This window comes from Wolbachia endosymbiont (group A) of Cydia amplana (assembly GCF_964028495.1).
Classification (GTDB): Bacteria; Pseudomonadota; Alphaproteobacteria; order Rickettsiales; family Anaplasmataceae; genus Wolbachia; species Wolbachia pipientis.
On record NZ_OZ034792.1, the window covers coordinates 111,677 to 134,591 of the forward strand.

The 22,915-nt window shown below is 34.8% G+C and carries 21 protein-coding genes, 2 tRNA genes and 1 pseudogene; 16 read left to right on the forward strand and 8 right to left on the reverse strand.

Going from position 1 to position 22,915, the window contains the following annotated elements; translation table 11 throughout:
• Positions 1-180: 180 nt before the first annotated feature.
• Positions 181-1,324: pseudogene (locus ABWU40_RS00565) on the reverse strand (transposase).
• 154 nt (positions 1,325-1,478) lie between these two features.
• Here ABWU40_RS00565 and ABWU40_RS00570 point away from each other — a divergent pair.
• From ABWU40_RS00570 to ABWU40_RS00585, 4 genes are all read left to right on the forward strand, one after another.
• On the forward strand, positions 1,479-1,613 hold the full coding sequence (locus ABWU40_RS00570) for a hypothetical protein (protein WP_255324782.1): 135 nt from the start codon (positions 1,479-1,481) through the stop codon (positions 1,611-1,613).
• A 32-nt stretch (positions 1,614-1,645) separates the two neighbouring features.
• Positions 1,646-2,002, forward strand: a complete 357-nt coding sequence (locus ABWU40_RS00575) for a hypothetical protein (RefSeq protein ID WP_227738564.1) — start codon at positions 1,646-1,648, stop codon at positions 2,000-2,002.
• A gap of 24 nt (positions 2,003-2,026) precedes the next feature.
• Entirely contained in the window at positions 2,027-2,329 is a 303-nt protein-coding gene (locus ABWU40_RS00580) for a hypothetical protein (RefSeq protein ID WP_231115838.1), read from the forward strand.
• 107 nt (positions 2,330-2,436) lie between these two features.
• Positions 2,437-3,963, forward strand: coding sequence for an acyl-CoA carboxylase subunit beta (locus ABWU40_RS00585; RefSeq protein WP_015589410.1), 1,527 nt, complete (start codon positions 2,437-2,439; stop codon positions 3,961-3,963).
• Positions 3,964-4,016: 53 nt separating this feature from the next.
• Here the strand turns inward: ABWU40_RS00585 and ABWU40_RS00590 are convergent.
• A tRNA-Thr gene (locus tag ABWU40_RS00590) sits at positions 4,017-4,089 on the reverse strand.
• 247 nt (positions 4,090-4,336) lie between these two features.
• On the opposite strand from ABWU40_RS00590, the gene mutM reads away from it, so the two are divergent.
• Both mutM and pdxH read left to right on the forward strand, forming a co-directional pair.
• Positions 4,337-5,152, forward strand: a complete 816-nt coding sequence (mutM, locus tag ABWU40_RS00595; protein ID WP_015589411.1) for a bifunctional DNA-formamidopyrimidine glycosylase/DNA-(apurinic or apyrimidinic site) lyase — start codon at positions 4,337-4,339, stop codon at positions 5,150-5,152.
• A 16-nt stretch (positions 5,153-5,168) separates the two neighbouring features.
• Entirely contained in the window at positions 5,169-5,762 is a 594-nt protein-coding gene (gene pdxH / locus ABWU40_RS00600; protein WP_015589412.1) for a pyridoxamine 5'-phosphate oxidase, read from the forward strand.
• Between the two features lie 3 nt (positions 5,763-5,765).
• On the opposite strand, the gene ABWU40_RS00605 is transcribed toward pdxH, so the two are convergent.
• Positions 5,766-5,842, reverse strand: a tRNA-Met gene (locus ABWU40_RS00605).
• Between the two features lie 62 nt (positions 5,843-5,904).
• Between ABWU40_RS00605 and ABWU40_RS00610 the strand changes: the two genes are divergently transcribed.
• From ABWU40_RS00610 to ABWU40_RS00620, 3 genes are all read left to right on the forward strand, one after another.
• Positions 5,905-8,058, forward strand: coding sequence for a ComEC/Rec2 family competence protein (locus ABWU40_RS00610; RefSeq protein ID WP_353279195.1), 2,154 nt, complete (start codon positions 5,905-5,907; stop codon positions 8,056-8,058).
• 61 nt (positions 8,059-8,119) lie between these two features.
• Complete coding sequence (locus tag ABWU40_RS00615; protein WP_141456661.1) at positions 8,120-9,817, forward strand: hypothetical protein; 1,698 nt, start codon at positions 8,120-8,122, stop codon at positions 9,815-9,817.
• On the forward strand, positions 9,808-10,752 hold the full coding sequence (locus tag ABWU40_RS00620) for an RluA family pseudouridine synthase (RefSeq protein ID WP_353279417.1): 945 nt from the start codon (positions 9,808-9,810) through the stop codon (positions 10,750-10,752). Before ABWU40_RS00615 ends, ABWU40_RS00620 begins: the two co-directional genes overlap by 10 nt.
• A gap of 11 nt (positions 10,753-10,763) precedes the next feature.
• Here the strand turns inward: ABWU40_RS00620 and ABWU40_RS00625 are convergent, their stop codons facing one another.
• The 5 genes from ABWU40_RS00625 to ABWU40_RS00645 form a co-directional block, all read right to left on the reverse strand.
• Positions 10,764-11,114, reverse strand: a complete 351-nt coding sequence (locus ABWU40_RS00625; RefSeq protein WP_007549043.1) for a diacylglycerol kinase — start codon at positions 11,112-11,114, stop codon at positions 10,764-10,766.
• Between the two features lie 97 nt (positions 11,115-11,211).
• Positions 11,212-11,400 carry a hypothetical protein gene (locus ABWU40_RS00630; protein ID WP_041573545.1) on the reverse strand — a complete coding sequence of 63 codons (189 nt, stop codon included), beginning with the start codon at positions 11,398-11,400 and terminating at the stop codon, positions 11,212-11,214.
• On the reverse strand, positions 11,378-11,722 hold the full coding sequence (locus tag ABWU40_RS00635) for an EndoU domain-containing protein (protein WP_227738569.1): 345 nt from the start codon (positions 11,720-11,722) through the stop codon (positions 11,378-11,380). Before ABWU40_RS00635 ends, ABWU40_RS00630 begins: the two co-directional genes overlap by 23 nt.
• On the reverse strand, positions 11,719-12,006 hold the full coding sequence (locus ABWU40_RS00640; RefSeq protein ID WP_012673373.1) for a hypothetical protein: 288 nt from the start codon (positions 12,004-12,006) through the stop codon (positions 11,719-11,721). Before ABWU40_RS00640 ends, ABWU40_RS00635 begins: the two co-directional genes overlap by 4 nt.
• Before the next feature lie 49 nt (positions 12,007-12,055).
• Positions 12,056-13,252 carry a phosphoglycerate kinase gene (locus tag ABWU40_RS00645; protein WP_353279196.1) on the reverse strand — a complete coding sequence of 399 codons (1,197 nt, stop codon included), beginning with the start codon at positions 13,250-13,252 and terminating at the stop codon, positions 12,056-12,058.
• Positions 13,253-13,761: 509 nt separating this feature from the next.
• Here ABWU40_RS00645 and ABWU40_RS00650 point away from each other — a divergent pair.
• The 7 genes from ABWU40_RS00650 to ABWU40_RS00680 all read left to right on the forward strand — a co-directional run bounded on the left by ABWU40_RS00650 (position 13,762) and on the right by ABWU40_RS00680 (position 22,889).
• The gene (locus ABWU40_RS00650; RefSeq protein ID WP_182309489.1) at positions 13,762-13,938 is read left to right on the forward strand and encodes a hypothetical protein; all 177 of its coding nucleotides are present in this window, start codon (positions 13,762-13,764) and stop codon (positions 13,936-13,938) included.
• Positions 13,939-14,352: 414 nt separating this feature from the next.
• Complete coding sequence (locus ABWU40_RS00655; protein WP_015589417.1) at positions 14,353-14,874, forward strand: cytochrome b; 522 nt, start codon at positions 14,353-14,355, stop codon at positions 14,872-14,874.
• Positions 14,875-14,879: 5 nt separating this feature from the next.
• A complete protein-coding gene (locus ABWU40_RS00660) occupies positions 14,880-15,908 on the forward strand; it encodes an NAD(P)H-dependent flavin oxidoreductase (protein ID WP_015589418.1) in 1,029 nt (342 codons plus the stop codon).
• A gap of 122 nt (positions 15,909-16,030) precedes the next feature.
• A complete protein-coding gene (locus tag ABWU40_RS00665; RefSeq protein WP_015589419.1) occupies positions 16,031-17,254 on the forward strand; it encodes a hypothetical protein in 1,224 nt (407 codons plus the stop codon).
• Positions 17,255-17,348: 94 nt separating this feature from the next.
• The gene (locus tag ABWU40_RS00670; RefSeq protein WP_022626145.1) at positions 17,349-17,723 is read left to right on the forward strand and encodes a hypothetical protein; all 375 of its coding nucleotides are present in this window, start codon (positions 17,349-17,351) and stop codon (positions 17,721-17,723) included.
• A 44-nt stretch (positions 17,724-17,767) separates the two neighbouring features.
• Positions 17,768-20,122 (forward strand): type VI secretion protein, encoded by a 2,355-nt coding sequence (locus tag ABWU40_RS00675; protein ID WP_141456684.1) that lies wholly within the window; start codon positions 17,768-17,770, stop codon positions 20,120-20,122.
• Complete coding sequence (locus ABWU40_RS00680) at positions 20,103-22,889, forward strand: hypothetical protein (protein WP_141456685.1); 2,787 nt, start codon at positions 20,103-20,105, stop codon at positions 22,887-22,889. Before ABWU40_RS00675 ends, ABWU40_RS00680 begins: the two co-directional genes overlap by 20 nt.
• Positions 22,890-22,915 lie beyond the last annotated feature (26 nt).

Genomic DNA, 22,915 nt, shown 5'->3' on the forward strand with positions numbered 1-22,915 from the left:
CACTTCATTAGACTTCTTGCATAACCCAAACTAAGTAGAAAAAAGGTGTCATCCGAGTAGCTGACACTGGTTCCTTTACGACGGAAGTGTCCAGAGGTGTCATTCCAGTCTGGAATCCAGAAAAAAGGATGGTGTCATTCCGTATCCGTTCAGCCAATGGCGTCAACTTAAGAACTTTCATTAGCAAACTCTCCTAAAGACATGATGGCGTTTAGGCTTATCTACTTTATTGCGGCTGTCCCGGTCGGATTTTAACTTTAGCGCGTATACTTAAAAAGGGCTTGAAAGTTTTTTGGCGCAATAAGTACCTGATAGAGTTTCTGCCTCATTACACCAAATAAAACTGAAAAATTTAAACGATACTCAGTAATTTGATCTGGGTTCCAAGGCCCTTGTGCATCACATATATGAAGCGATAATATATTGCACATGACCAAGTTTGCCCAAAATTCTTGTAATACAGCCTCTCCAGAAAAATTCTCTAACTCTGCTCCTACTTTGAGTCGTTTATAGCACTCCTCTATGTGCCACCTTAACACATAAGCTTTGCTCCAAAGTCTCGGTCAAAAACTCTGTTTCTCAGTTGGCTAATGTCAGCACTATAACTCTTACTTTCTGTCCTTTCATTTTATTTTTTAGCTTTTCATTTTCTAATATAAAATCAAAATCTAATTCGCCAGCGTTCCCATAGCTTACTATAATTTCTTTTTTGCAAGCGAAAAATAAAATCTACTTCCAAATCATAATGCTGCTGAATGAATTTTACTGAAGACGATCATAGATAAATAATAATTTCTCTTGATTTAATAAACGCATTTGAGTGATAACTTCGGGTAATTGCTCTGCCGCCAACGTTTGTTCACCTATATTCCAAGCTGCAAGACGAGCACTACAAATTAGCGAAGTACACAAATCAACAAACAAATTGCCAATGGTGCCTGTTGTTCCATTTGGTTCAAACTCGGATACAATTTCCCCAGAGCTGGGTAATCTCATACCAGAACCATCTGCTGCAATAAGTCTATAGCCTCTCCAACTCAGGTTCATCCTGATAGGCTGTTTGGATGCTTAAATTCTTGAAAGCCTGTATGGCAAATCTTATACCTTGCTTTAGAAAAAGCTTGCTTTGAGGGTACATGTCAATGGCTCCATAAGTTCACATTCTATTCCCAAACTTTTTTTAACTAACTTTAAAATCATAGAAAATACTGTCGAAAAAGGAAGTTTTCTTGTTCGTGTAAAACTCAACACAATGGATTTTCTGAAAAGTTTTCGAGTATATTATATTTTTAATTTGTAGAATAAGGTTTTTTCCTTTTTGCATATTTCACCTAAAAAGGACACATTTTAGACTTCTTTGTTGAAATAAAACAGAAACAAAAGTGCTGTCCCTTGCACTCTTTGGATAATTTAATGATAAAAAATTTAGAGAGAAATTTTATACACTATCGCTGATATTTTTCCTTAAGTTGACGCCATTGCCTGAACACTTACCTAATGATGAAGCTATCGAAAACATAGCAAAGAGACTTCAAAAATCTATAGACGATGCAAAAAAGCACAAGGTCATGTTTAGTGTTGATGTATTCCAAGGAGAAAAAAGTCATCAATAATAGATTATTCGATACTGATCTTATACCACCTCATGGAGCAAGATAAAAATGTTACTGAGACTGGAAAAGAAAAACTACGGCCTCTTATGTTAGAAATGTTTAATCTAGTTTCAACAGGCACTGATGTGAGCCAAGAAGTTCGGAGATTATTGCCAGAAGATATACTGAAAGAACGCGGCGAATATTTGTCACGTCTAAAACAAATTGTAAGTGATAGTATTGAAAATGACAAAAAAAAAGAAATTGTAGTAGAAAGAGATAATAAATTTTATTATGTACAGTGTCCAGAAAAAAGTGTGATCACTCCTGCAAAATTTATGAACTCCCCGGAATTTAAGGACTTAGAATATGGTGCATTGCGAATAGGAGAAGGAGATAATCTAATCTGAATAAAAAGCTGGCAATATCATGATATGCAAGGCAAAGTAAAAATGACCTTTAGGGTAGGCGATGAAAAGATCGAAATGATTTTATCTTCTGAAAAAGCTGAAAGTTTTGGTAAAATAATGGTACATATGGATGACAAAAGTTGTGAAATCTTCTCAAAGTACCTAAAAGAGCTAGAAAAAGAACCTCGTATAAGCAAGGTTGTTGAAGCTGCTAAAAGTTTTGCACAAACAAAAAGCAGTGCAGTTAGTCCACCTCTTTCTAATATGAAAAGTGTTGACACATCGCAACATTTTCAAAGTAGTGACCATGAATCACCAGAGCATTAACAATTATCATACATACATTGTTGCATATAGCAATAGTGTATGTGTATAGTTAGTAGGGTTTGTAAACTTAATAAAGTCTACAACTAATTTGAAAACTACTTTATTGTATGCAAGACTTTAAAATACTAGAAAATCTAAAAACCAAAGCACTAGAAGCTGAAAAAGGAGGCGGTTCTGACAGGATTACCAAACAACATGAAAAAGGGAAATTAACTGCTAGAGAAAGGCTCAGTATATTGCTCGATGAAAGTTCTTTTGCAGAATACGATAAATTCGTAAAACATCATGCAAATGATTTTGGCATGCAAAATGCTAATTTTTTAGGTGATGGGGTAGTGATTGGTCATGGTACTATTTATGGCAGAAAAGTTTTTGTTTATTCTCAGGATTTTACTGTCTTTGGTGGTTCACTTGGTGCGTCACATGCAAAAAAAATATGCAAAATTATGGATATGGCAATTAATGCCAGAGTTCCAATTATCGGACTAAATGATTCTGGTGGAGCCAGAATTCAGGAAGGAGTAAATTCTCTTGCTGGTTATGGAGAAATTTTTCAAAGAAACGTAAATGCATCGGGTGTTATACCACAAATTTCTTTAATTATGGGCCCATGTGCAGGAGGTGCAGTTTATTCCCCAGCATTAACTGACTTTACTTTCATGGTGAAAAACAGTTCATATATGTTTATAACCGGGCCAGATGTAGTAAAAAAGGTTACCTACGAAGATGTAAGTTTCGAAGACCTCGGTGGAGCAAAAATTCATACAAGCAAAACAGGAGTAGCGGATTTTGCATTCAATAATGATGTTGAAATGCTGCTAAAAATGCGTGAATTCTTTACTTTCTTACCAGCAAATAATCAAGAATCACCAAAATCTGCACCAATCTGTAATGATGTTGACGACATTGATGAATCCTTAAACACTCTAATTCCTACCAATCCTAATACTCCTTATGATATGTATGAACTCATTGAAAAAGTTTGTGATGAAAGGAATTTCTTTGAACTGAAACCTGATTTTGCTCGTAATATCATAACTGGTTTTGGTAGAATTGGAGGAAATACTGTCGGTATTGTTGCAAATCAACCTATGCACCTTGCAGGATGTTTGGATATTGATTCTTCAAGAAAAGCTGCGAGGTTTGTAAGGTTTTGTGACGCATTTAACATTCCGATCATCACACTTATTGATGTTCCAGGATTTTTGCCGGGTACAAATCAAGAATACAATAATATAATACAACACGGAGCGAAACTGCTTTACGCTTACGCTGAAGCGACCGTGCCGAAAATTAGCCTTATCACTAGAAAAGCGTATGGTGGTGCATACATTGTTATGAATTCGAAACATCTAAAAGGTGATATAAATTATGCCTGGCCAACTGCTGAAATAGCTGTGATGGGCCCTGAAAGTGCAGTTGAGATTATATTTCGACACGAAAAAGATCAGCAAACGTTAATTAAAGAATATAAAGAAAAATTTGCTAACCCATTTTTTGCTGCATCATATGGATACATTGATGACATTATAGTGCCAAGTAAAACAAGGTATCACTTTTGTAAAGCATTAGAGCTACTCAAAAACAAGAAGGTAGAAAGGATATGGAAAAAGCATGACAACTTACCTCTGTAACTTTCTTCTAAGCCTTGCTTACAAGTTATGCAATATTATAAGTATAATCAGTGTGCCGTTACCAAGACTCGAACTTGGGACCTCGTCATTACCAATGACGTACTCTACCACCTGAGCTACAACGGCAAGTTTATATATTATGATAATGAATAACACAAAAAAGAATAAGGAAAAAGAAGAGGAGAAAAAAAGATTAGCGAAAGCTTTAAAGCAAAATATTTTGAAAAGAAAAAAGCAGCAACAGAGTAGACAGAGAACCCTTTCAAAACTCGTTTGTGGTGAGGAATTTTTAGGAGAAAGCACCGCAGAATACTCGAATGTATTTGAGAACGACAAAATTACCATCAGAAACTTAAGTTTTGAAGGAGGTATCATGCCAGAACTACCGGAAGTGGAAGTAATCTCTAATTTTTTGCTTGATAAAATTAAAAACAAGCAAATCAGTAATGTTATAGTGAATAATTGGAATTTACGTGCCCCAATAACAAAAAATATTGATGATATGCTAAAGGGCAAAGTCATACGCAACATCAAGCGTAGAGGTAAGTATACCATCTGGAATACAGATGGTAGTGTGGCTGTAATCATACATCTTGGCATGAGCGGAAAGCTTATATATGCTGACCACGATCAAATGCGGAATAAGCATGATCACGTGGTATTTTTATTTTCTGACAATACTTCAATAATTTTTAATGACCCAAGAAGATTTGGATTAGTTATCGTTTTAAATAAAGAACAAGAAACGGATTTTTTTAGCGATTTTGGAATAGAGCCCCTCACGGATGAATTCAGTGGAGACTATTTACAGGAGTTGCTGAAAAACAAAAAAGTGAATATCAAATCAGCGTTAATGGACAATAAATCAATAGTTGGCGTAGGCAACATATATGCTTCTGAGAGCTTGTTTAGAGCCTGTATATCACCACTCAGGTCAGCAAAAAACTTGACCTATAGAGAGTGCGAAAAACTTGCTGCTGAAATAAAAAATACTCTGAGTGATGCAATTGCTGCAGGCGGTTCAACACTGAAAGATTATGCACAGCCATCTGGATCTGCTGGATACTTTCAAAATAACTTTTACGTATATGGTAAAGTTCAAAAACCTTGCAAGATTTGCAATAATATCATAACACTTATACGACAAAATGGCCGTAGCACTTATTTTTGCAACGCGTGCCAGAATTAAGATTTTATTTTTTGATATGATATTTTCACTTGAAAAAGATCCATTTGATTTGTTTTCAAAGTGGTACAAAGCAGTACTTAATTCTCCGTGTGAACAACCAACTGCAATGACGCTAGCAACTTGTAGCAAAGACTGTATTCCATCTGCAAGAGTGGTATTACTAAAGGAATATAGCAAAGAAGGTTTTGTGTTTTTCACTAACGTAAACAGTAAAAAAGGGAAAGAATTGACTGAGAACCCCAAAGCTGCGTTAGTGTTTCACTGGATAGAATTTTCTAGGCAGGTAAGAATTGAAGGAGAGGTTAAACTTCTAAACGATGAAAGAACTGACAAATACTTCTCTTCTCGAGCACGTGATAGTCAAATTAGCGCATGGTGCTCAAAACAATCGAGCATTCTGAAAGATTGGCAAGATTTTGAGCAAGCTATTGAATTGAAGAATAAAGAATTTTATGATCAAAAGGTCCCTCGTCCTGATTTTTGGGTGGGATTTTGCGTAATCCCAAAAGTAATTGAATTTTGGCAAGAAGGTGAATATAGGAAGCATATTAGATTTAGATACACTCTTGTTGAGGGAAGCGATTGGAAAGTGGAACAACTATATCCTTAAAAATGGTTGCGGGAGTAGGATTTGAACCTACGACCTTCAGGTTATGAGCCTGACGAGCTACCGAGCTGCTCCATCCCGCGTCGTTGCTTATTTAGTTATTATATATACAAATAATGAAAAAAGAAAAATAAAATTTCACCACATGCAAATATCGACACACTTATTAACTTTTCTTGACATAATAGTTAGTTATATACGTAACAATCTGCGCAATGAACAATATAACTTGATACTGTGGTTTCCTGTTTTTCAGTGTGTAGGAATTCTAACCTATTTTTCCCTAAGTTTTGAACCAAGCTGCATATCTATTTTTCTTTTGCTTTTACCCACACTAATTTTGATTGCAATATTGTATAAAAGGTACGCGATATTGTGTATCGCTTTAATTGCAGTGCTCATAGGATTTACAGCTAGTAAATTAAGAACAGCTTTAGTTGATACTCAAATTCTTGATAAAGAGAGATATGTAAAAGATATCGTTGCCACAGTGAAGGATATTAACGACAGGGGCTCATATAAACAATTTCTGCTTTCTGTTGAAAAATCCCCTACTATCTCAAAATCCTCTCCTGTCATCCCAGCGCCCCCTTTTGTCATCCCAGTACTTGATACTGGGATCCAGAAAAAAAAGATATGGATTCCAGCGTCACGCGCTGGAATGACACCGGATAGAGCTCTAGATAACATCAGAATATCAGTTAGAACCAAAGTGGAAAAAGGCATTAAAATAGGCGATCAAGTAAAATTATCAGCAAAACTCTTCCCTCTAAAGATTGCGCCCTCGGAGTATGCATACGATTTTGCAAGAATAGCATATTACCAGAAAATAAGTGCAACAGGCTTTGCAACAAGCAAAATAGCCCTGCACAAAAAGGCTGAAGCAAGGAAATTTCAAGAATATATAGAATCTTTCCGTCAATACATTTATGAAAACCTGCAGCAAAATATCAAGAAACCACATGCGGATATAATCTCTGCATTACTGATCGGTAAAAAAGATGGCATAGATCAAAAAACTATGGACGCGATACGAGATTCAGGTATAGCACATTTGTTTGCCATATCTGGTTTGCATTTATCATTCGTTGCTGGTCTGTTTTTTGTAGTGTTTCGTAATTTATTCGCAATATCTGAAACTTTGACTCTTAAGTATAACACCAAGAAAATATCTGCATTCCTTACTATCTTGCCAACCACGTTTTATTTGTTGATTACCGGTATGGAAATTTCTGCTCAGCGTGCCTACATCATGGTGATTTTAGTACTCGTTGCAATAATGATAGAGAGAAAATATCGAGGGTTAATAGCAATTGCGTTTGCTGCTTCAGTGATACTCTCAGTAGAACCAGAAGCAATTTTAAAGCCTGGCTTTCAGATGTCATTTTCTGCTGTTTTGGCACTGGTTGCCAGTTATCAGATCAATGCCAACAAATTATTCAAAATAAAAATAATGAAATATTTTGTGTCGATAATGATCAGCTCAGTAATAGCAAGTTTAGCAACTGTTCCGTATACGATATATAATTTTAATTATTTTTCAATTAGTAGCATTATCACAAATTTAGTTGCTATACCGATAGTTACATTAATTATTATTCCACTTGGAATAATCTATGTTTTTTTGATTCCTTTGGGTATTGAGTGGATTATAGCGCCACTTATAGAGCGCCCAATTGACAGCATTTTGTATATAACAAACGCTATCGCTAGTCTTCAGTATTTGGTTATTCCCATTCGTACTTTTCCTGCCTCATCAATTATTATAATAACATTTGGGTTATTGTGGCTGTGCTTGTGGGAAAGAAATTGGCGTTTTTTGGGATTTTTTTTTATTGTACTAGGTATTTGCTTTAGCGCTGCATATAAAACCCCCGACATCCTAATAAATGCTGATAATGTTGCTGCAAAGGAGAGTGATAACTTACTATATTCTCTCACTAGAAAAAGCAGAAATTTTGTTATCAAAACGTGGGCAAAGCAAAACGGACAGAACCAAATTTTGAATCATACAAAATATAGCAATCCAGATAAAAGACTAAAGTATGGCTGCATATATAATAAAGGAAATAATAAATTAGTGCTGCTAGCTTATAAAAAAGAAGATATTTCAGAAAATTGTGATAAAGTTGATTTAACAATTCAATTAAGTGAGTTTGACTATTCAGCTTGCAACGCTAAAATTATTAAACATGCTGATCTAGAAACGTATGGCACACATTCTGTTTGGTTAACAAATCGTTACGTAAAGATTAATACAGTGCGCTCCAATAGGCCTTGGCACATGTTGAAAAATTAAGAAACTTGATTTTAAGGTTTGGTTAATGTATACCTAAATAAGTTTAAACTAGAAAAATGTTATGGTTACAGACACTCAAGATCCTTTCAAAGACTATTTTGATTTTTTAGGATTTAGAAAACTTTCTGACCAGCCCAGTAGAATTTTGAGCTCTATAAGAAAGTATTCTGGTACTATATCGATAGCAAGTACCATTGCTACTCTTATAGCATTTACTGCCTTTTCTATTCAGCCTGTTACAGTAAGTATTGCTGGGTTTGCGTTCACGCCAGCACCTCTTGCCTTTATTCCTCTTATAGTTCTCTTATTTACTGCTGTTATAAACTTTATAAATACACAAAAAATAAAAGAGAATGAGATAGATAAAAAAGTAGGAAACTATCAAGTTGATGAACAGTACAGCCAGATTGTTCAAGAAGCCGAAAAAATTGAAATTGTAACAAATTTAGATAAAAAGGGGGAAAAGCTTTCAATAGTTTTACCAATTTCTAAGACGCAGAGAGAAATACTAGAAGATATAGAAGCAGAAAATAGAAATAGGATTCTCTTGTTTACTGGATCATATGTATTTGGTACTATTATAGTAGTTTCAGCAATATCACAATCCATTAATGCTCCAATAATATTAATAGCTTTATTAGTCGCTATTCTTTTATGCATCATATCAACACTTAGCAATCTAATAAGTAATAGCGTGGATCATGAAAATCATACTATTAGAAAACACAGTTCTTTAGGTCTTCTATTTCCATACTGGTCTGGAAAGGGCATGATTGTATCAGTAGTAGAAAATAAGCTTGGTAAAAGGGAAAATGAACTAATATCTCTAATGAAAAAACTACTTAGTCCGCTTTGCAACTCATTTGACAGTAACCTTAAAAAAGCTTGCGATTTACTTGATAATAGTCTTTTAAAGCCTGCAAATATTAACATTAAAGAAACGCTTGATCACCTAAAAAAAATCAGAGAAGACATCAAAAAAGATTTAGATTGGCTACATGCAGAAATTTCAGAAGTTTTAAATAACACTAAAGAATTGACAAAAAAAGCACATTCACTAGATATTGAAGGTACTTTTTCTAGGTTAGAGAATGCTATTAAAATTGCTGAAGATAAAATTGAACGATTTGAACCAAGCCGCTTTGTAGGCTGGCTTCAATCAACTACGCAGTCTAATAATAACGAGTTCCTTAGCATGCTAAAAAAGTTAAAAGAGGATACAGAGAAGGAAAAAACGGAATTGAAGAAGCAATTAAACGTAGTAAGGAATGAATTAGAAGAAATAAAAAAGAAGCAAGCTCAACCAAGTACGCCTGATTTAGAAGCTAACAATGGAAATAATACTAATAAATTATTAGTATTAGAAAATAAAGTCAAAGAACTACGTGACACAGTTAGAAAGTTAGAGCTGGAAGCAGAACAAAATAAGCTGCAGCAAAAGAAGGAAAAGTTAGAGCAAAAAAAATCTGAACAAGAAAAAACAGATGAATGGAAAGAAAAAATCAACGGCAAACCAAGTGACTTTCTATATTATTTATTAGAATCTATTAAGCTGGAAGAAAAAGATAATAAAGAAAAAAAGGTTGAGGCAACATTACGAGATTTTGATAATAAAGTTACAATCTACTGGAAAGATGGCTCTCAAACAATTTGCCATATTAAAAAACAAGGTGATCTGCAAATTGAGTCTAGTGCAACAATGTTTACAGACCCAAATGTTCAAGCAGCATGGGAAATGGCGCGGGGTAAATCACTATAGATCACTCAATAATAACCTTAAGTGTTAATAATGATAAAGAGAAATTAAGGTTAGACACCTATATAGCTGAAAAATGCAACATATCACGCAGTAAAGCTCAAAGATTGATACAAAATGAGCAGGTGAAATTACTTGGCATACCGATAATTAATAATGATCACATAGTAAAACCAGGTGAAGAGTATATAGTACATCTCGTTCAACCTGACATATCCACATCAATTGAGCCTAATTATGACATAAAACTTGATATCGTCTATGAAGATGAGGATATTATAGTTCTGAGTAAACAAAGTGGATTAACAGTGCACCCAGGTGGTGGGACAAACAATGATACGCTTTTGAACGCAGTTATCGCTCACCTTAATGTAAGACCAGGAATTGTTCATAGACTCGATAAAGATACTAGTGGGCTAATGGTAATTGCAAAAAATGAAGCAGCCCATAGTTTTTTGTCTGAATTGTTATCGAATCGCAAAATAAAGCGGGAATACTTAGCAGTAGTTTGGGGAACATTATCTTCTCAGCAAGGCACGATAAAAACTAACATTGCTCCCAAACGCGGTAATAAAGAAATGATGTGTGTAACAAAAATCACAGGCAAATTAGCAATCACTCACTATTTAGTGCAAAAAGTTATAGGACAAGTAAGCCTCGTTAAATGCACTTTAGAGACAGGCAGAACACACCAAATTCGAGTCCACATGAGCCACATAGGACATTCCATAGTTGGTGATCAAGTTTATGGAAAAAATAGTAGTAAAAGCACAAAATATGCTAAAAACTCTAGTTTTATTCGTAATTTCAATAGACAAGCACTACATGCTTATACACTGGGCTTATATCACCCCAAAAGTAAGGGATACATGGAATTTGTCTCTGATTTACCGCAAGATATAAAAACTTTAATTGGTGAGTTTGACAACATATCTTAATAACATTCGTATTAACCTATCAATATTATCATCCATGTTATCAGGAAGTTAATTAATGAAAGAAAAACTGCTGCACTACCTAGATCTTTCACCTTTTTTGAAAGTATGTGTTGTTCACTGGAAATACGCTCAATTGTCGTTTCAAAAGCAGTGTTAACAATTTCCACAATTAACACCAGGAATAGGCTGCTTATCATTACTGCACGTTCTAGATTACTTACATCCAAAACAAACAAAATTGAGACACATACTATAAAAAGCAGTAACTCCTGTCTGAACGCAATTTCTGATATAAAAGCTGATTTTATTCCTTCACAAGAGTATTGAATTGCTTTTATTAGACGAATAATGCCCTTCTTCATTATTATTCACAAAACCCTTTAATCAAAATTTTAACTCATTTGGATTTGCTACACCCTATAGCATTTTTATCATTTGTTTACCCTATTGGTTTTGAAATTAAGATTTACCGCAACTACAATAAGTACTCTTATCATCACATTTTGGTGTTAAGTCAGGATAGAACGTGAGTATAGCATCATTCTTTCTTACAAACACTGATTGATAATCGTCATCTTCCATTTCATATAGACACATTCCATCTTTTCCTAATTCCTTAAACGCCTTAGTTGCAGAAATTATCGGCATGAAGGTTATATGCGTATCCATTTGGGCATTTAACTTTCACTTCCCCATCCTTACCTAAATATTTCATTCCAAATGTATAAACTGGCGGCTTAATATCTGATTTATTGCATAGGGACTTATCATTCCAAATTGCACCTGCCCATTTATCTTCTTGAGCTTCAACATATCTACCTACAAAATGCATACCACCTAGTTTATCGTTTGGCTCACCACAAAAAATATGTCCAAACCCTATAGTTTCTTTTTCACTTTCACTATTTGTAAACCAAATGTTAGCCAGTTCATCTTTAAGTAACTCCAAATCCGCATCTGGCGTAATCACTTATATATTCCTTTCACTACTTCTTGATGCTGCGGACAACTAAGTAAAATTTTGAAATCTTCTTTATCTGGATGTGCTCCCCAATCTCCACAAACTTTCAACACTCCTCTATCGAAGTCAGTTAATTCTGAAACGGTGGCTGGTTGTGAACTGAAAAATGGTTCAAAATTGACTTCAACATTTTCTTCTACATAGCCGGTGTGAAAATAATGATCCTTAATATAAAAAATAAATCCTATTATTGGTATTATTAAACACAAAATTAGTTTAACTGTCTTCGACATAATCACGTTCACAAAAAAGCTAGCCTATAAGAAATAATTTAAAAAAGTTTTAATCTAATCGTTTTTGCAGAGCAGCAACTCCCGGCATTTCATCGCCACTTAACCAATCTAAAAATGCTCCTCCACCAGTGGAAACATATGTAAAATCCTTATCGGTAAGGCCTGCAGCGCTTATTGCAGATAGACTATCGCCTCCCCCTATTATGCTGGTTAACTTTCCTTTGTGCGTTAAGTCACTTACGATTTTCATTACCCCTATTGTACCACTTGCAAAAGCTGAATGTTCAAAAACACCAATAGGTCCATTCCACAGCAGAGTCTTACTGCTTGCTATTATACTGCTTATTGTACTCAAAGTTTGTGGTCCGATATCCAAAATTATATCACCGTCCAAAATGGACTCAGTTCTTCTTGAAATACTAGTGCTGTAATCAGAGTTTACTGCAACCAGAACGTCTTCTGGCACAACTATTTTGCAATTGTTTTTATTTGCTGTTTCAACAATATTATGTAGAAGGTCGTCAACACCATTTTGAAAGAAAGATTTCCCTATATTTACTTTGCTAAATGACAAAAAATTATTGGCTATTGCACCACCTAGAACTAGGTAATCAACCTTTTCTGTTAGCTTCATAAGCACTTTTATTTTAGTTGATATTTTAGCTCCCCCAACTATCGCAGTAATAGGTTTAGCTTTAAATGATACAGCTTTTTCAAGATACTTTAGCTCATCTTGCAAGCAAAATCCCGCATAAGAAGGTAAAAATTCTGTAATGCGTGAAATAGAAGCGTTAGCTCTGTGAGAGCAAGAAAATGCATCATTTACATATATATCCGCTAGAGATGCTAGTTGTTTGGCAAAATTTGAGTCACTTTGCTCTTCCTCTTTATAAAATCTTAGATTCTCTAGTAATATTATATCTCCTGCATCCATAACACTTACTGCTCTTTGTACTTTTTCACCAAAGCAATCGTCAATGAATTTCACTTTTTTATTTAGTAACTGCGATAAAGTGTCAATTACATTTTTTAGCGACAGATTATTGTCTCTGGCCTTTGGGCGTCCAAAATGTGATATAATAATAATCTTTGCACTCGCATTCACTAAATACTGAATAGTAGGCAATGCTCTCAAAATACGAGTGACGTCACGAATTTCTCCATCTTTTATAGGAACATTGAAGTCAACTCTGAGTAAGACGGCTTTATTGTGAAGATCACAATTTTCTATACTAGGTATACTCATTGTAAAACTAAAGCTATAAAGTCACTATACAGCAGTTTGATCTAAAGTAAAGTTTTAAGCTTACGAACGTTTAAGGAAATTTGCATGCCAAACGCTTGACACTGGAACCTTATCGTCATGCCGCCACGAACCGTCATACCGCTGCGGCGCTAACAAGAGATCCCGCTAACACGTAGCGGGATGACGAATTACTTAACCATCATCTACACCGTCATACCGCGATTCATTCGCGGTATCTCAAAGCATAGATCCCGCTAACACGTAGTGGGATGACAAATTGCTTAACCGTCATACCGCCACGAACCGTCATACCGCCGCGGCGCTAACAAGAGATCCCGCTAACAAGCAGCGGGATGACGAATTACTTAACCATCATCTACACCGTCATACCGCGATTCATTCGCGGTATCTCTTAACATAGATCCCCTACTATACCTTAACATAGATCCCGCTAACACGTAGCGGGATGACGGTTGTTGTTTAGCCATAAATATTAAGAAATTTACCAAATGAAAAAAAAGGCAAAAGAAACCCTGGGGTTATTATCCGCTTTAAAATATTGGCGTTTTTTATGTTTTAAACGCTTGACAAGCGAGATTCAGCCGCTTTTAATTGCAACTAACCTACGCTGCAAATGTTTAAGAAATTTACTAAGCAGAAAAAAAGACAAAGAATCCCCGAGTTAGCTAGTCTTTTACTATCTCTGTCGAGTATTGACATTTTTTGATGTCTTGTAACGCTTTATAAGCGCGTTCAGCTTATTTAGATAAAAATCTAGATGTAGATGAAGTTTTGTAAAGACATACAGTATCTATATACTGCAAAAAATTGAACATAAGACGCCGATACATTAAGTAATCCTTACCTTTTAATCTGCAGATTGGCGAAAGCAAATACAATAGCTTCACTATCATGATAAGGGGGCTGGCGAAGGGTGTCAAGTAAGTTTTTCGTTTAATCCGTTTCTTGATTTAGGTGCCCTTGACTTCCGGCTGGGTCGAATTTGTATAGCTACATTGTTGGTAAATCTAAATTGCTTTAATAATTTTGATTGAAAAATAGTTTTTCTATTATATAAATGCTACTTTAGAGTAATCAAAATGGAAGACAATAAATATAGCCTAGGTTTAAGAGTTATCCATTGGTTGATGGCTGTTTTTATTATCGGTATGCTTTGCTCTGGACTTTATATGAAAAGCTTACCACTTAGCAATGAAATTAAGTTCAACATATACGCTATTCATAAGGCTTGCGGTATCACTATTCTTGGATTAATCATAGTACGCATATTTTTTCGCGTCTTTACTTATGTTCCACCACTTCCAGCAAATTTTTCTCGGTTTGTAATCAATATAAGTAAAGCAGTGCACTTTGGTTTGTATTCTTTAATGGTGCTAATGCCACTATCTGGCTATGTCATGTCTTCTGCTTCTGGCAAACAGATCAAATATTTTTTCCATATCCCTTTGTTGATTAATCAAAACAAAGATCTAGCTAACACGGCTAACGAGCTACATTCGATGCTTGCATATTTTATGGTACTCTTTATAATCTTACATATACTTGGCGCTTTGAAGCACACATTTATAGATAAGCAAAACATTTTTAAACGTATGATATAGGTTATATGTTAAGTAGCCTCTGGAAAAAAGGAACAGATTTTCTTGGCAGTGAGTTTGCTATAATGGGTGGTGCTATGAGCTGGGTTTCAGAGAGAAACTTGGTCTCAGCAATCTCAAACGCTGGTGGTTTTGGTGTGATTGCATGTGGTGCAATGTTCCCAGACTTACTGGAAAAAGAAATCATAGAGACACAAAAATTAACTAACAAGCCATTTGGTGTAAACCTAATTACTATGCACCCAAAGTTGAGTGAGTTGATAGATGTGTGTATTGAAACGAAAGTGAGCCATATAGTGCTTGCCGGTGGACTGCCAACAAAGCCTAATATAGAAAAAATCAAGGGTGCAGGCATTAAAGTTATGTGCTTTGCACCAGCATTAAGCCTTGCGAAAAGGTTAGTAAAAATGGGAGTAGATGCATTAATAATAGAAGGAATGGAAGCAGGTGGGCATATAGGTCCAGTGAGCACTTCTGTTCTTGCACAAGAGATATTGCCTCATTTTAAAAATGAACAAATACCAGTGTTTGTTGCAGGTGGAATAGGCAGAGGCGAAGTGATAGTTAATTACTTAGAAATGGGAGCAAGTGGCTGTCAAATAGGCACATTATTTGTCTGCACTAATGAGTCAATTGCCCACAAAAATTTTAAGGAAGTGTTTATTAAATCGGCCGCACGTAATGCAATACCTTCTGTACAGATAAGTGCTGATTTTCCTGTAATTCCTGTAAGAGCTATAGCCAACAAAGCAAGTGATGACTTCATGAAGCGTCAAAAAGAAGTTATTGATGAATACCAAAAGGGCCAGATCTCAAAAGAAGATGGGCAGCTTGAAATAGAAAAATTCTGGGCTGGAGCTTTAAGAAGAGCAGTAATTGATGGAGATGTTGAAACAGGATCTCTAATGGCTGGCCAAAGTGTTGGCATGGTTGATAGGGAAAAGCCTGTAAAAGAAGTAGTGAATATGTTAGTTCAACAAGCAAAGAATCATATTAATAGCAAATCTGTAGAAGTAGAAAGCCCAGAAAGCAAATAGTTAAGCGACCTTCCAATAAGCAAGTTGCCGCAATTATTTATAATATGGCATAATTGCCCAGTTTTAATGTAAAATTAACGCTAAAGAGGTATCTATACATTTTGTTATGTATGGAGGAGTCTATGCTAAGTTCTAAAAAAGATATTAACCAACAATTGCACGACACTATATACAAAAAGGTAACAAAAGAAAATCATAAATATGGAAGCCCACAAAAGGGAGATGGAACTATCAAAAAATGCATAGAGTTGTTCAAGGAAGGAGCTAGTCCTGAGGTATTAACTGAATTAGAAAAATCGCTGAGAGAACAATTAGAAAAATCACCAGAAAAACAAGAGGAATATCAAAAACATTATAAGTATTATATCGAAAACTTTCTTCCTGCATTGAAAGATGAAGTAATAAAATCAGAAGAACTAGCTGTACCTACAGTATTTAACAATGAAAGAGAACAATCACAAAGACCACAAACAATAAGAGGAAAAATAGTAAAAACAATTTTGGATATTACTAACAGGAGCAGCAGTGTAAGCTCAATACCAAATGCTGTTGAAGAAAATATTGAAGATCAAATGCAGCTAAAACATATTGAAGAGCAAAACAACACACAAGAAACACCCTTGAATGTAGCTGAGAAAAAAAGTGGTGATAATAAAATACTTAGTAATTCAGATGTTGCAGAGGAAGTGTTTGAAAAATATAGCAAGGTTGTGAAAGAAATAGAGGAGAAGAAAACTTCTAAACTCAGTAGTGGCAATGACTCAGATAGTGGAATAGACTCACCTAGAACGAGTAAAGAAAGTTTGAAATCACCAGTAAGTAGCAGAAGGAGCAGTTTAACTTTAGTAACAAGCACTTCATCTGAGGAAAGTTTAAACTCAACATTGAGCTCTGTTGAAGGAGATAATGGCTTACAACCAGAGGGTGGAGAAAAAACTGAGTTATTAGAATCAAATTTGGAATCCCCAAAAGAAAACGAGACTCAAGTGCAGCCAGAGCAGACTGTAAAAAAAGAGCCAAAAATGCAAGAAAATGAAAACTCAGATGGTCAAGCAAATCCAGATCAAGTTAAGAAAGATATCCTACTTAAAAACCAACCCAATAACAGAAATCTTCACGTTGCACTTGTAGCAGGTTGTGCTCTCTCCACAATAGGGTGCATTGTTGCAGGAGCAATGACATCAGGATTGATAGGAGCAGGACTACTTGCTATGGTTGCAGTGCTTGCTATAGCAGCAGTAGCTGAATTGCATTCAAACTTCCTATCAAGTAAATTAACATCCATTAATGTGAGTCCTCTTGTTGATGATAAGAGCTTACAGCATGTTCACAGCGGTAAAAATTAAATATGTGTTACTTGTAGTGGATAAGTGAATTCAGTTCTTGCCTATTGATATAAAAGTTGTTATATTTGAGGAATGTTTAAAAGGTGTTTAGTTGATGCGCATTCAATTGAATAAAGTTTTGGTTTTTATAGCCTTATTAAGTTTCATTTTTGCATCATATTCTAGCGAAGCAAGTTCGGCGAGTGATGAATTAAAGGGTATACAAGAAACGGTAAAAAATTTTATTTCTTCATTTTCAGTTAAAGATACTGTAGAAAATATGAGTCCTTCAACAATCATAGGGTTGTGTATAGCTGCAGTGATACTTGCAGTAGTGTTCAGAGGTCTAATCTTTTTTATGATAATGTTTGGTGTACTGGTCCTGATGTTCGGTAGTACAGAAAAGGCAACAGACTACTTAAAAGAAAAATTTAACTTTGCAAAAGATATAAAATTACAATCCGATAGCGAAAAAAAAGATAAAAATTAAGATAGTATTTTTATCTTTTTTAATTATCTTTATTGAATACGCATATGCAGTTAAAAGTACCAACAGTTAACTCTAAGCTTAAAAAAAAGAACAACTTAGCATTACTAGAAAGCATTGATTTAGATTTTGTTCCTTATGCTTGTCATTACGATGAAGAAACCATACTAACAAAACAGGGAGAATTGTTAAAAATAATCAAGTTAGAAGATTATTCTTCTGTTGATAACTACAGCGACCTCAGAACTGAAATTAGAAAAAGCATATCAAAAAATATTAATAGCCTGTGTTTTACCGTTTGGATTCATACCGTTAGAAAGCGCAATAAACTGAGCTTGAAATGGAATAAAACTGAAGACTTCTCTGACAACCTACATTCAACGTGGTTTAATAAACTAACTGATAGTAAATTACAGTATATAAATGAACTATACATTGTAATATTGTTTAGCGATTTTGGCAAGCATACTAATAATTCGTTTTTTTTCAATAGAATAAAGAATAAGCATAAGTTGTCTTTACAAGAAAGCCATCAGGAGTTGCAAAAGATAACTGACGTAATTCAAAATGATTTAGGACCTTTTGGAGCTAAAAAACTGAGTCTAAGGTTTAGTGAAGGTAAAATATATTCTGAAATGATAGAATTTCTCCACTATATTGTTACATTAACGCACAAAGATTATCCAATACATGAAAGGGACCTGTCGCAATATATTAGAAATTTTAAAATAGCTTTTGGTTTCAATACGTTTCAAACAATATTTGAAAATCAACAGAAATTTGGCTCTATTTTCAGCATAAAAGAATACCGGGAAATCTCTTTAGGTAATATAGATAGATGCTTGCAGCTTGAATCTGAATTTATCATTACAGAAATAATGATATTTACTAGTAATAACAAAGCAATAAAAGAATTTAAAAAACAAATCAACATGCTGCAAATTAGTGAGGATAATACCTTACTTAAAAGCTCAGGAATTGAAGAAATAATAGAGCTTGAAAAGACCTCTAGTATAGACTTCTGCCAACAGAAAATTATTTTTACAATATTTGCAGATGATAGGAATAAGTTAGCTGAAAGTATTAGTGATTTATCTTCTATAATGTCATTAGTTGGCTTCATGATGTTTAGAACTGATTTACATATGGAAAGTCATTTTTGGGCACAACTTCCAGGCAATTTTGCTTTTATTACGCAACCGAAAAATATCTTAACAAAATACGCTTGCAGCTTTGCTATGCTGCACGATTTTACGTCAGGTACATTAAAAGGAAGAAGGTGGAAAGAAGCGGTAATGATTTTTTTCTCAAAAAAAGGAAATCCTTACTTCTTTAATTTTCATGGAAAAAGAAATAATGGCCATACTACGATACTCGGAGCTCCAAATTCAGGCAGAACTTCACTCATTAATTTTCTATTATCAGAATCAAGAAAGTTTAACCCAAGAATTGTCATATTGGATAACACTGGAAAATCAATAATTTTTACTAAAGCAGTGAGTGGTAAATATTACATAATCGATCCAAAATATAAGGACAAAAGCCTAAAATTTAATCCACTAAACATTGAAGATAGTGCTTCCAATCGCAATATGTTGGTTGAACTGATCAGAAGAATGGTAGCCGATACGAGCTTGGTGGACGTAGAAGAAAAGATAAGAAAAATTGTGGATTCTATATTTGCTATACCCAAGGAATCACGTTCTATTTCACAAATTTCTGAGGTGCTCTTGCTCCTTGGGGGTAAGATAAGTAGATGGTGTGACGATGGTGACTTTGCTTACTTATTTCAAGATGGTAATGAATCAGATATTGACTGGGAAACAAAAATTATATCTCTCAACACCGCAAACCTTACAAAACAAAAGGAATGTATGTCCGTGATACTTTACTATTTTTTATATTCTTTTGAGGCAAAATGTGATGGCTCGCCTGCAATACTTGTTTTGGATGAAGCATGGGAGATAAGTAATATTTTTCCTACAGAGAAAGAGTTTGATAACTGGATGCAAAGAATGACGGAACTAAATGTTGTAGTAATCCTAAGTACTGAAAATTTAAATCTCGCATTTGCTAGCAAATTTACTCAATATTTAGATAAACATGTTGATACAAGAATCTTGATGCCGAACGTCAATGCAAATAGATTATACATGAAAGCATTTTCTTTATCAAAAGAGGAGCTGAATATAATTCTGCAGACGCCAACGCAGGAAGGTTTATTTTTGATAAAACAGTATAAAGGATTAGTAACTTTAAATTTAGATTTAAAGAATATGCAAGAAATACATGTACTTTCAGCTAACAAAGAGACGATAAAGTATATGTACGAGGCAATAAAGGAAAAAGGAGAAGAAGTTAATGAGTGGTTACCGGTATTTTATGAGAAGTGTAAGGCTTAATTTCTTATTGATATTTTTTTTGATACTTGGTCTTTCGTATCAAGGATATGCTGATTGTCCAACATTTGTAGAAAGTAATACTTGGTTGGAAGCAATAGTTGGTGGAGATTGGGTAAAGGAAATTAAGGTGCAAGCAATAAAAGATCAAGGAGTTGATGGTTACTTTAATCCCAAAATTAGAGTATGTGCTTATGATGGACAAAGTTATTGTTATGACTTACAAAGTGGGGAATCCTGCCGCCAGATATATGGAACGCAAGGTACAGGAGCTGGAGTTTCTGCTGCAGCTTTTATCGACTGGGAAGGAGATAAAACAAAAGCTGGAGGAGAAATTGCTCGGGGTCTTAAATGGGAATGGGCAGACGGTGTTACTGATGAGGAAAAAAGAAGATTCGCTAACTCTCCTAAAATATGTGCTTGCAGTCAAAAAGGGGCTTGTATGTCAGGAATTTCTTCATGGGGTTCTAGAGTATTTTCGGGTGAGAATATTTTCCGTCCTGGGGAGATGGAAAAAGTCTGTGATACCTGCTACCAAACGGCAGTAAAATGTGCTCCTGTGCCACTTGCACCTAGCCCCCCTCCATTCTGTGAACAACTTGCGATGTCACCTCCACAAGTTAGAATTGTTCCTATAACAAATGAAGATAATGATTACTTCGATCCAAGAGTTGGGGTGATAATTAGCGGACTGGAGGAAAGAAAAGAGTTAGGTTTTCCACACGTTGTTTCAAATAATGAGAACATTCCAAATCACTCATATACTGTTACAGATAAGGATACTCACTATTACTTCAAAACCTATAGAAAAAAGGGCCAGCTCTGTGCTGAATACCTTGGAACTCAAAGTATAAATGAACAAAATCCACAGTTCGTCCGCTGTTTTCCTGCACCACCTGCTCCAGAACCTGAGATAGTGGAGATAGTAAATAAAAATACATTGAAAGTAGAAATGAAGATGAGTGAGAGCACTTGTGCTAAAGCACATGGAACCTATAGTAATGGTTCCTGTACTTTTAATGTTAATACTGACCTCAACCATCCTATAAACATTGGCCCCCTATCTTTAAAAGTAGTAAAACCAGCAATAGTAGCAAAAACAACTGATAGTAATATTGATAATATTATAGAAGGTATATTAGAAAGTAATCCGCAACAATTTAAAGTTCTGAAAGAATATGGCTATGTTCCTGATGTGCAAATTAAATGTTCTAAAGGCGGAAGTTTTTATAGTTTTAATGATTTTGAGAAAAAGTTAAAAGACAAATCTATTCAATGTGAATTTAATAACTCTGGGCAGCCGGAAATAGAAGTAAAGTATAAAGGAAATTCTAACAGTAAAATGCTTTGTCTTTCTGGATGGCAGCCAGAACCAGAGGAGTTTGTTCTTAAAAGAGAAAATAAAATAATACCACTAAAATTAATGGGAACAAGATATACTAAATACAATGCTGTTTACTCCAAGGAATCAAATCAGTTCTATTATCTTCCAAGCAAGGAAAATAAAAGAGCCGATCTCTTAAACAGAGATCAGAGTGAGTTAGATAAAATAATATTCAATAAACAAGGGTATGTTTTCTTCCCTGATGAAAATGAGCAGAAGAAGAGAGAATGCAGTTACTGTGTAAAAAGAAATGATGAGATAGACGATACATTTAAATCTAGTAAAGGACTGAAAGTAGTATACAAATTGACGGATGTAGAGCATAGAGAAAAATGTAATCAAGGTGATGATGGTTGTATCTGCTTTACTGGAACATGCAGCCGTTCAACACGATATGTAGACAAAGAAAACACTCAACCTTTTTATACAAAGATTTCACAAAATACAAATGGCGTTGTCACACAACAAGAAGCACCAATTAAAGCAAACAGAACGGAGGTCTTTTACGCTGATAAATTGTGTAGGTTCGATTTAGAAGGTCTCAAAGAGAAGTTAAAAGAGATAATCGAGAAACAACTGGAAAAAGAGAAACAAGAACCGGAAAAAAAGAGCGAAAAGTCCCATGTTTTTGGAAGTGGAGATTATGATGTGGATGGCTCACAAATAACATCTAGCCGTGTTGAAATAGAAGTGTGGGGATGTGGTGAAGCAGGTCACATAAAAGATACACCTTACACTTACACACCTAATTCCACTGAAAGTAGAGTAGGAATGCCAGGAGATTATATTAAAGCTGAATTGGAAATTGATCTTGATTATCCTATAATTAACATTAAAGTTGAACAGGGAGGAGGTAACAGGGAAAAGGAATATACAGATAAGGATGGGGGTCCTATTTTTATAAGAAAGTGTCGTTTAGGTAAACAAGAGTGCAAGGATTTAATCACTATGGGAGGCGGAGGCATCTATAAAATATATGAGTATAAGGATTATACCGAACCAATAATTGATGATAGTGTAAAATTAAAAGAAAAAACCACAACAACAGGATTGCGGGTTACTGAAGATAATAAAATAATATATATAGAAAATGGTGAAATCAAGCATGAAACAGTAAAGTGTAGCAAGGGTTTTAGAAGCAGTAAACCTGGTGCAGGTGGTTGCATTGATAAAAGCAAAAGAATTTATGGTAAAGGCTCTGCAGGGCAGGTGAAGGTAACGCCTATTATAAAGGGATTTGACATAAACATAATAAATGATGCTATTGAAAAAATGATAGGAAATCGATATGATCCCGGGGAGGTTAGGGATTTTTCGAGGAGTGAGTTTGACACGAGTTTAACTAAGATGATTGAAGAGGAACTCAAAAAAGAATTGTTAAGGTAAAAAGATATAACTCTGAAAATTATGCT

Coding starts and splice junctions, on each gene's coding strand:
- ABWU40_RS00670 (WP_022626145.1), top strand. CDS start 17,349: ATGCGCATTCAATTGAATAAAGTTTTGGTTTTTATAGCCTTATTAAGT.
- ABWU40_RS00640 (WP_012673373.1), bottom strand. CDS start 12,006: ATGTCGAAGACAGTTAAACTAATTTTGTGTTTAATAATACCAATAATA.
- ABWU40_RS00630 (WP_041573545.1), bottom strand. CDS start 11,400: ATGCCGATAATTTCTGCAACTAAGGCGTTTAAGGAATTAGGAAAAGAT.
- ABWU40_RS00645 (WP_353279196.1), bottom strand. CDS start 13,252: ATGAGTATACCTAGTATAGAAAATTGTGATCTTCACAATAAAGCCGTC.
- ABWU40_RS00575 (WP_227738564.1), top strand. CDS start 1,646: ATGGAGCAAGATAAAAATGTTACTGAGACTGGAAAAGAAAAACTACGG.
- ABWU40_RS00660 (WP_015589418.1), top strand. CDS start 14,880: ATGTTAAGTAGCCTCTGGAAAAAAGGAACAGATTTTCTTGGCAGTGAG.
- ABWU40_RS00580 (WP_231115838.1), top strand. CDS start 2,027: ATGCAAGGCAAAGTAAAAATGACCTTTAGGGTAGGCGATGAAAAGATC.
- ABWU40_RS00610 (WP_353279195.1), top strand. CDS start 5,905: ATGCAAATATCGACACACTTATTAACTTTTCTTGACATAATAGTTAGT.
- ABWU40_RS00680 (WP_141456685.1), top strand. CDS start 20,103: ATGAGAAGTGTAAGGCTTAATTTCTTATTGATATTTTTTTTGATACTT.
- ABWU40_RS00625 (WP_007549043.1), bottom strand. CDS start 11,114: ATGAAGAAGGGCATTATTCGTCTAATAAAAGCAATTCAATACTCTTGT.
- ABWU40_RS00665 (WP_015589419.1), top strand. CDS start 16,031: ATGCTAAGTTCTAAAAAAGATATTAACCAACAATTGCACGACACTATA.
- ABWU40_RS00615 (WP_141456661.1), top strand. CDS start 8,120: ATGGTTACAGACACTCAAGATCCTTTCAAAGACTATTTTGATTTTTTA.
- ABWU40_RS00650 (WP_182309489.1), top strand. CDS start 13,762: ATGAAAAAAAAGGCAAAAGAAACCCTGGGGTTATTATCCGCTTTAAAA.
- pdxH (WP_015589412.1), top strand. CDS start 5,169: ATGATATTTTCACTTGAAAAAGATCCATTTGATTTGTTTTCAAAGTGG.
- ABWU40_RS00585 (WP_015589410.1), top strand. CDS start 2,437: ATGCAAGACTTTAAAATACTAGAAAATCTAAAAACCAAAGCACTAGAA.
- ABWU40_RS00675 (WP_141456684.1), top strand. CDS start 17,768: ATGCAGTTAAAAGTACCAACAGTTAACTCTAAGCTTAAAAAAAAGAAC.
- mutM (WP_015589411.1), top strand. CDS start 4,337: ATGCCAGAACTACCGGAAGTGGAAGTAATCTCTAATTTTTTGCTTGAT.
- ABWU40_RS00655 (WP_015589417.1), top strand. CDS start 14,353: ATGGAAGACAATAAATATAGCCTAGGTTTAAGAGTTATCCATTGGTTG.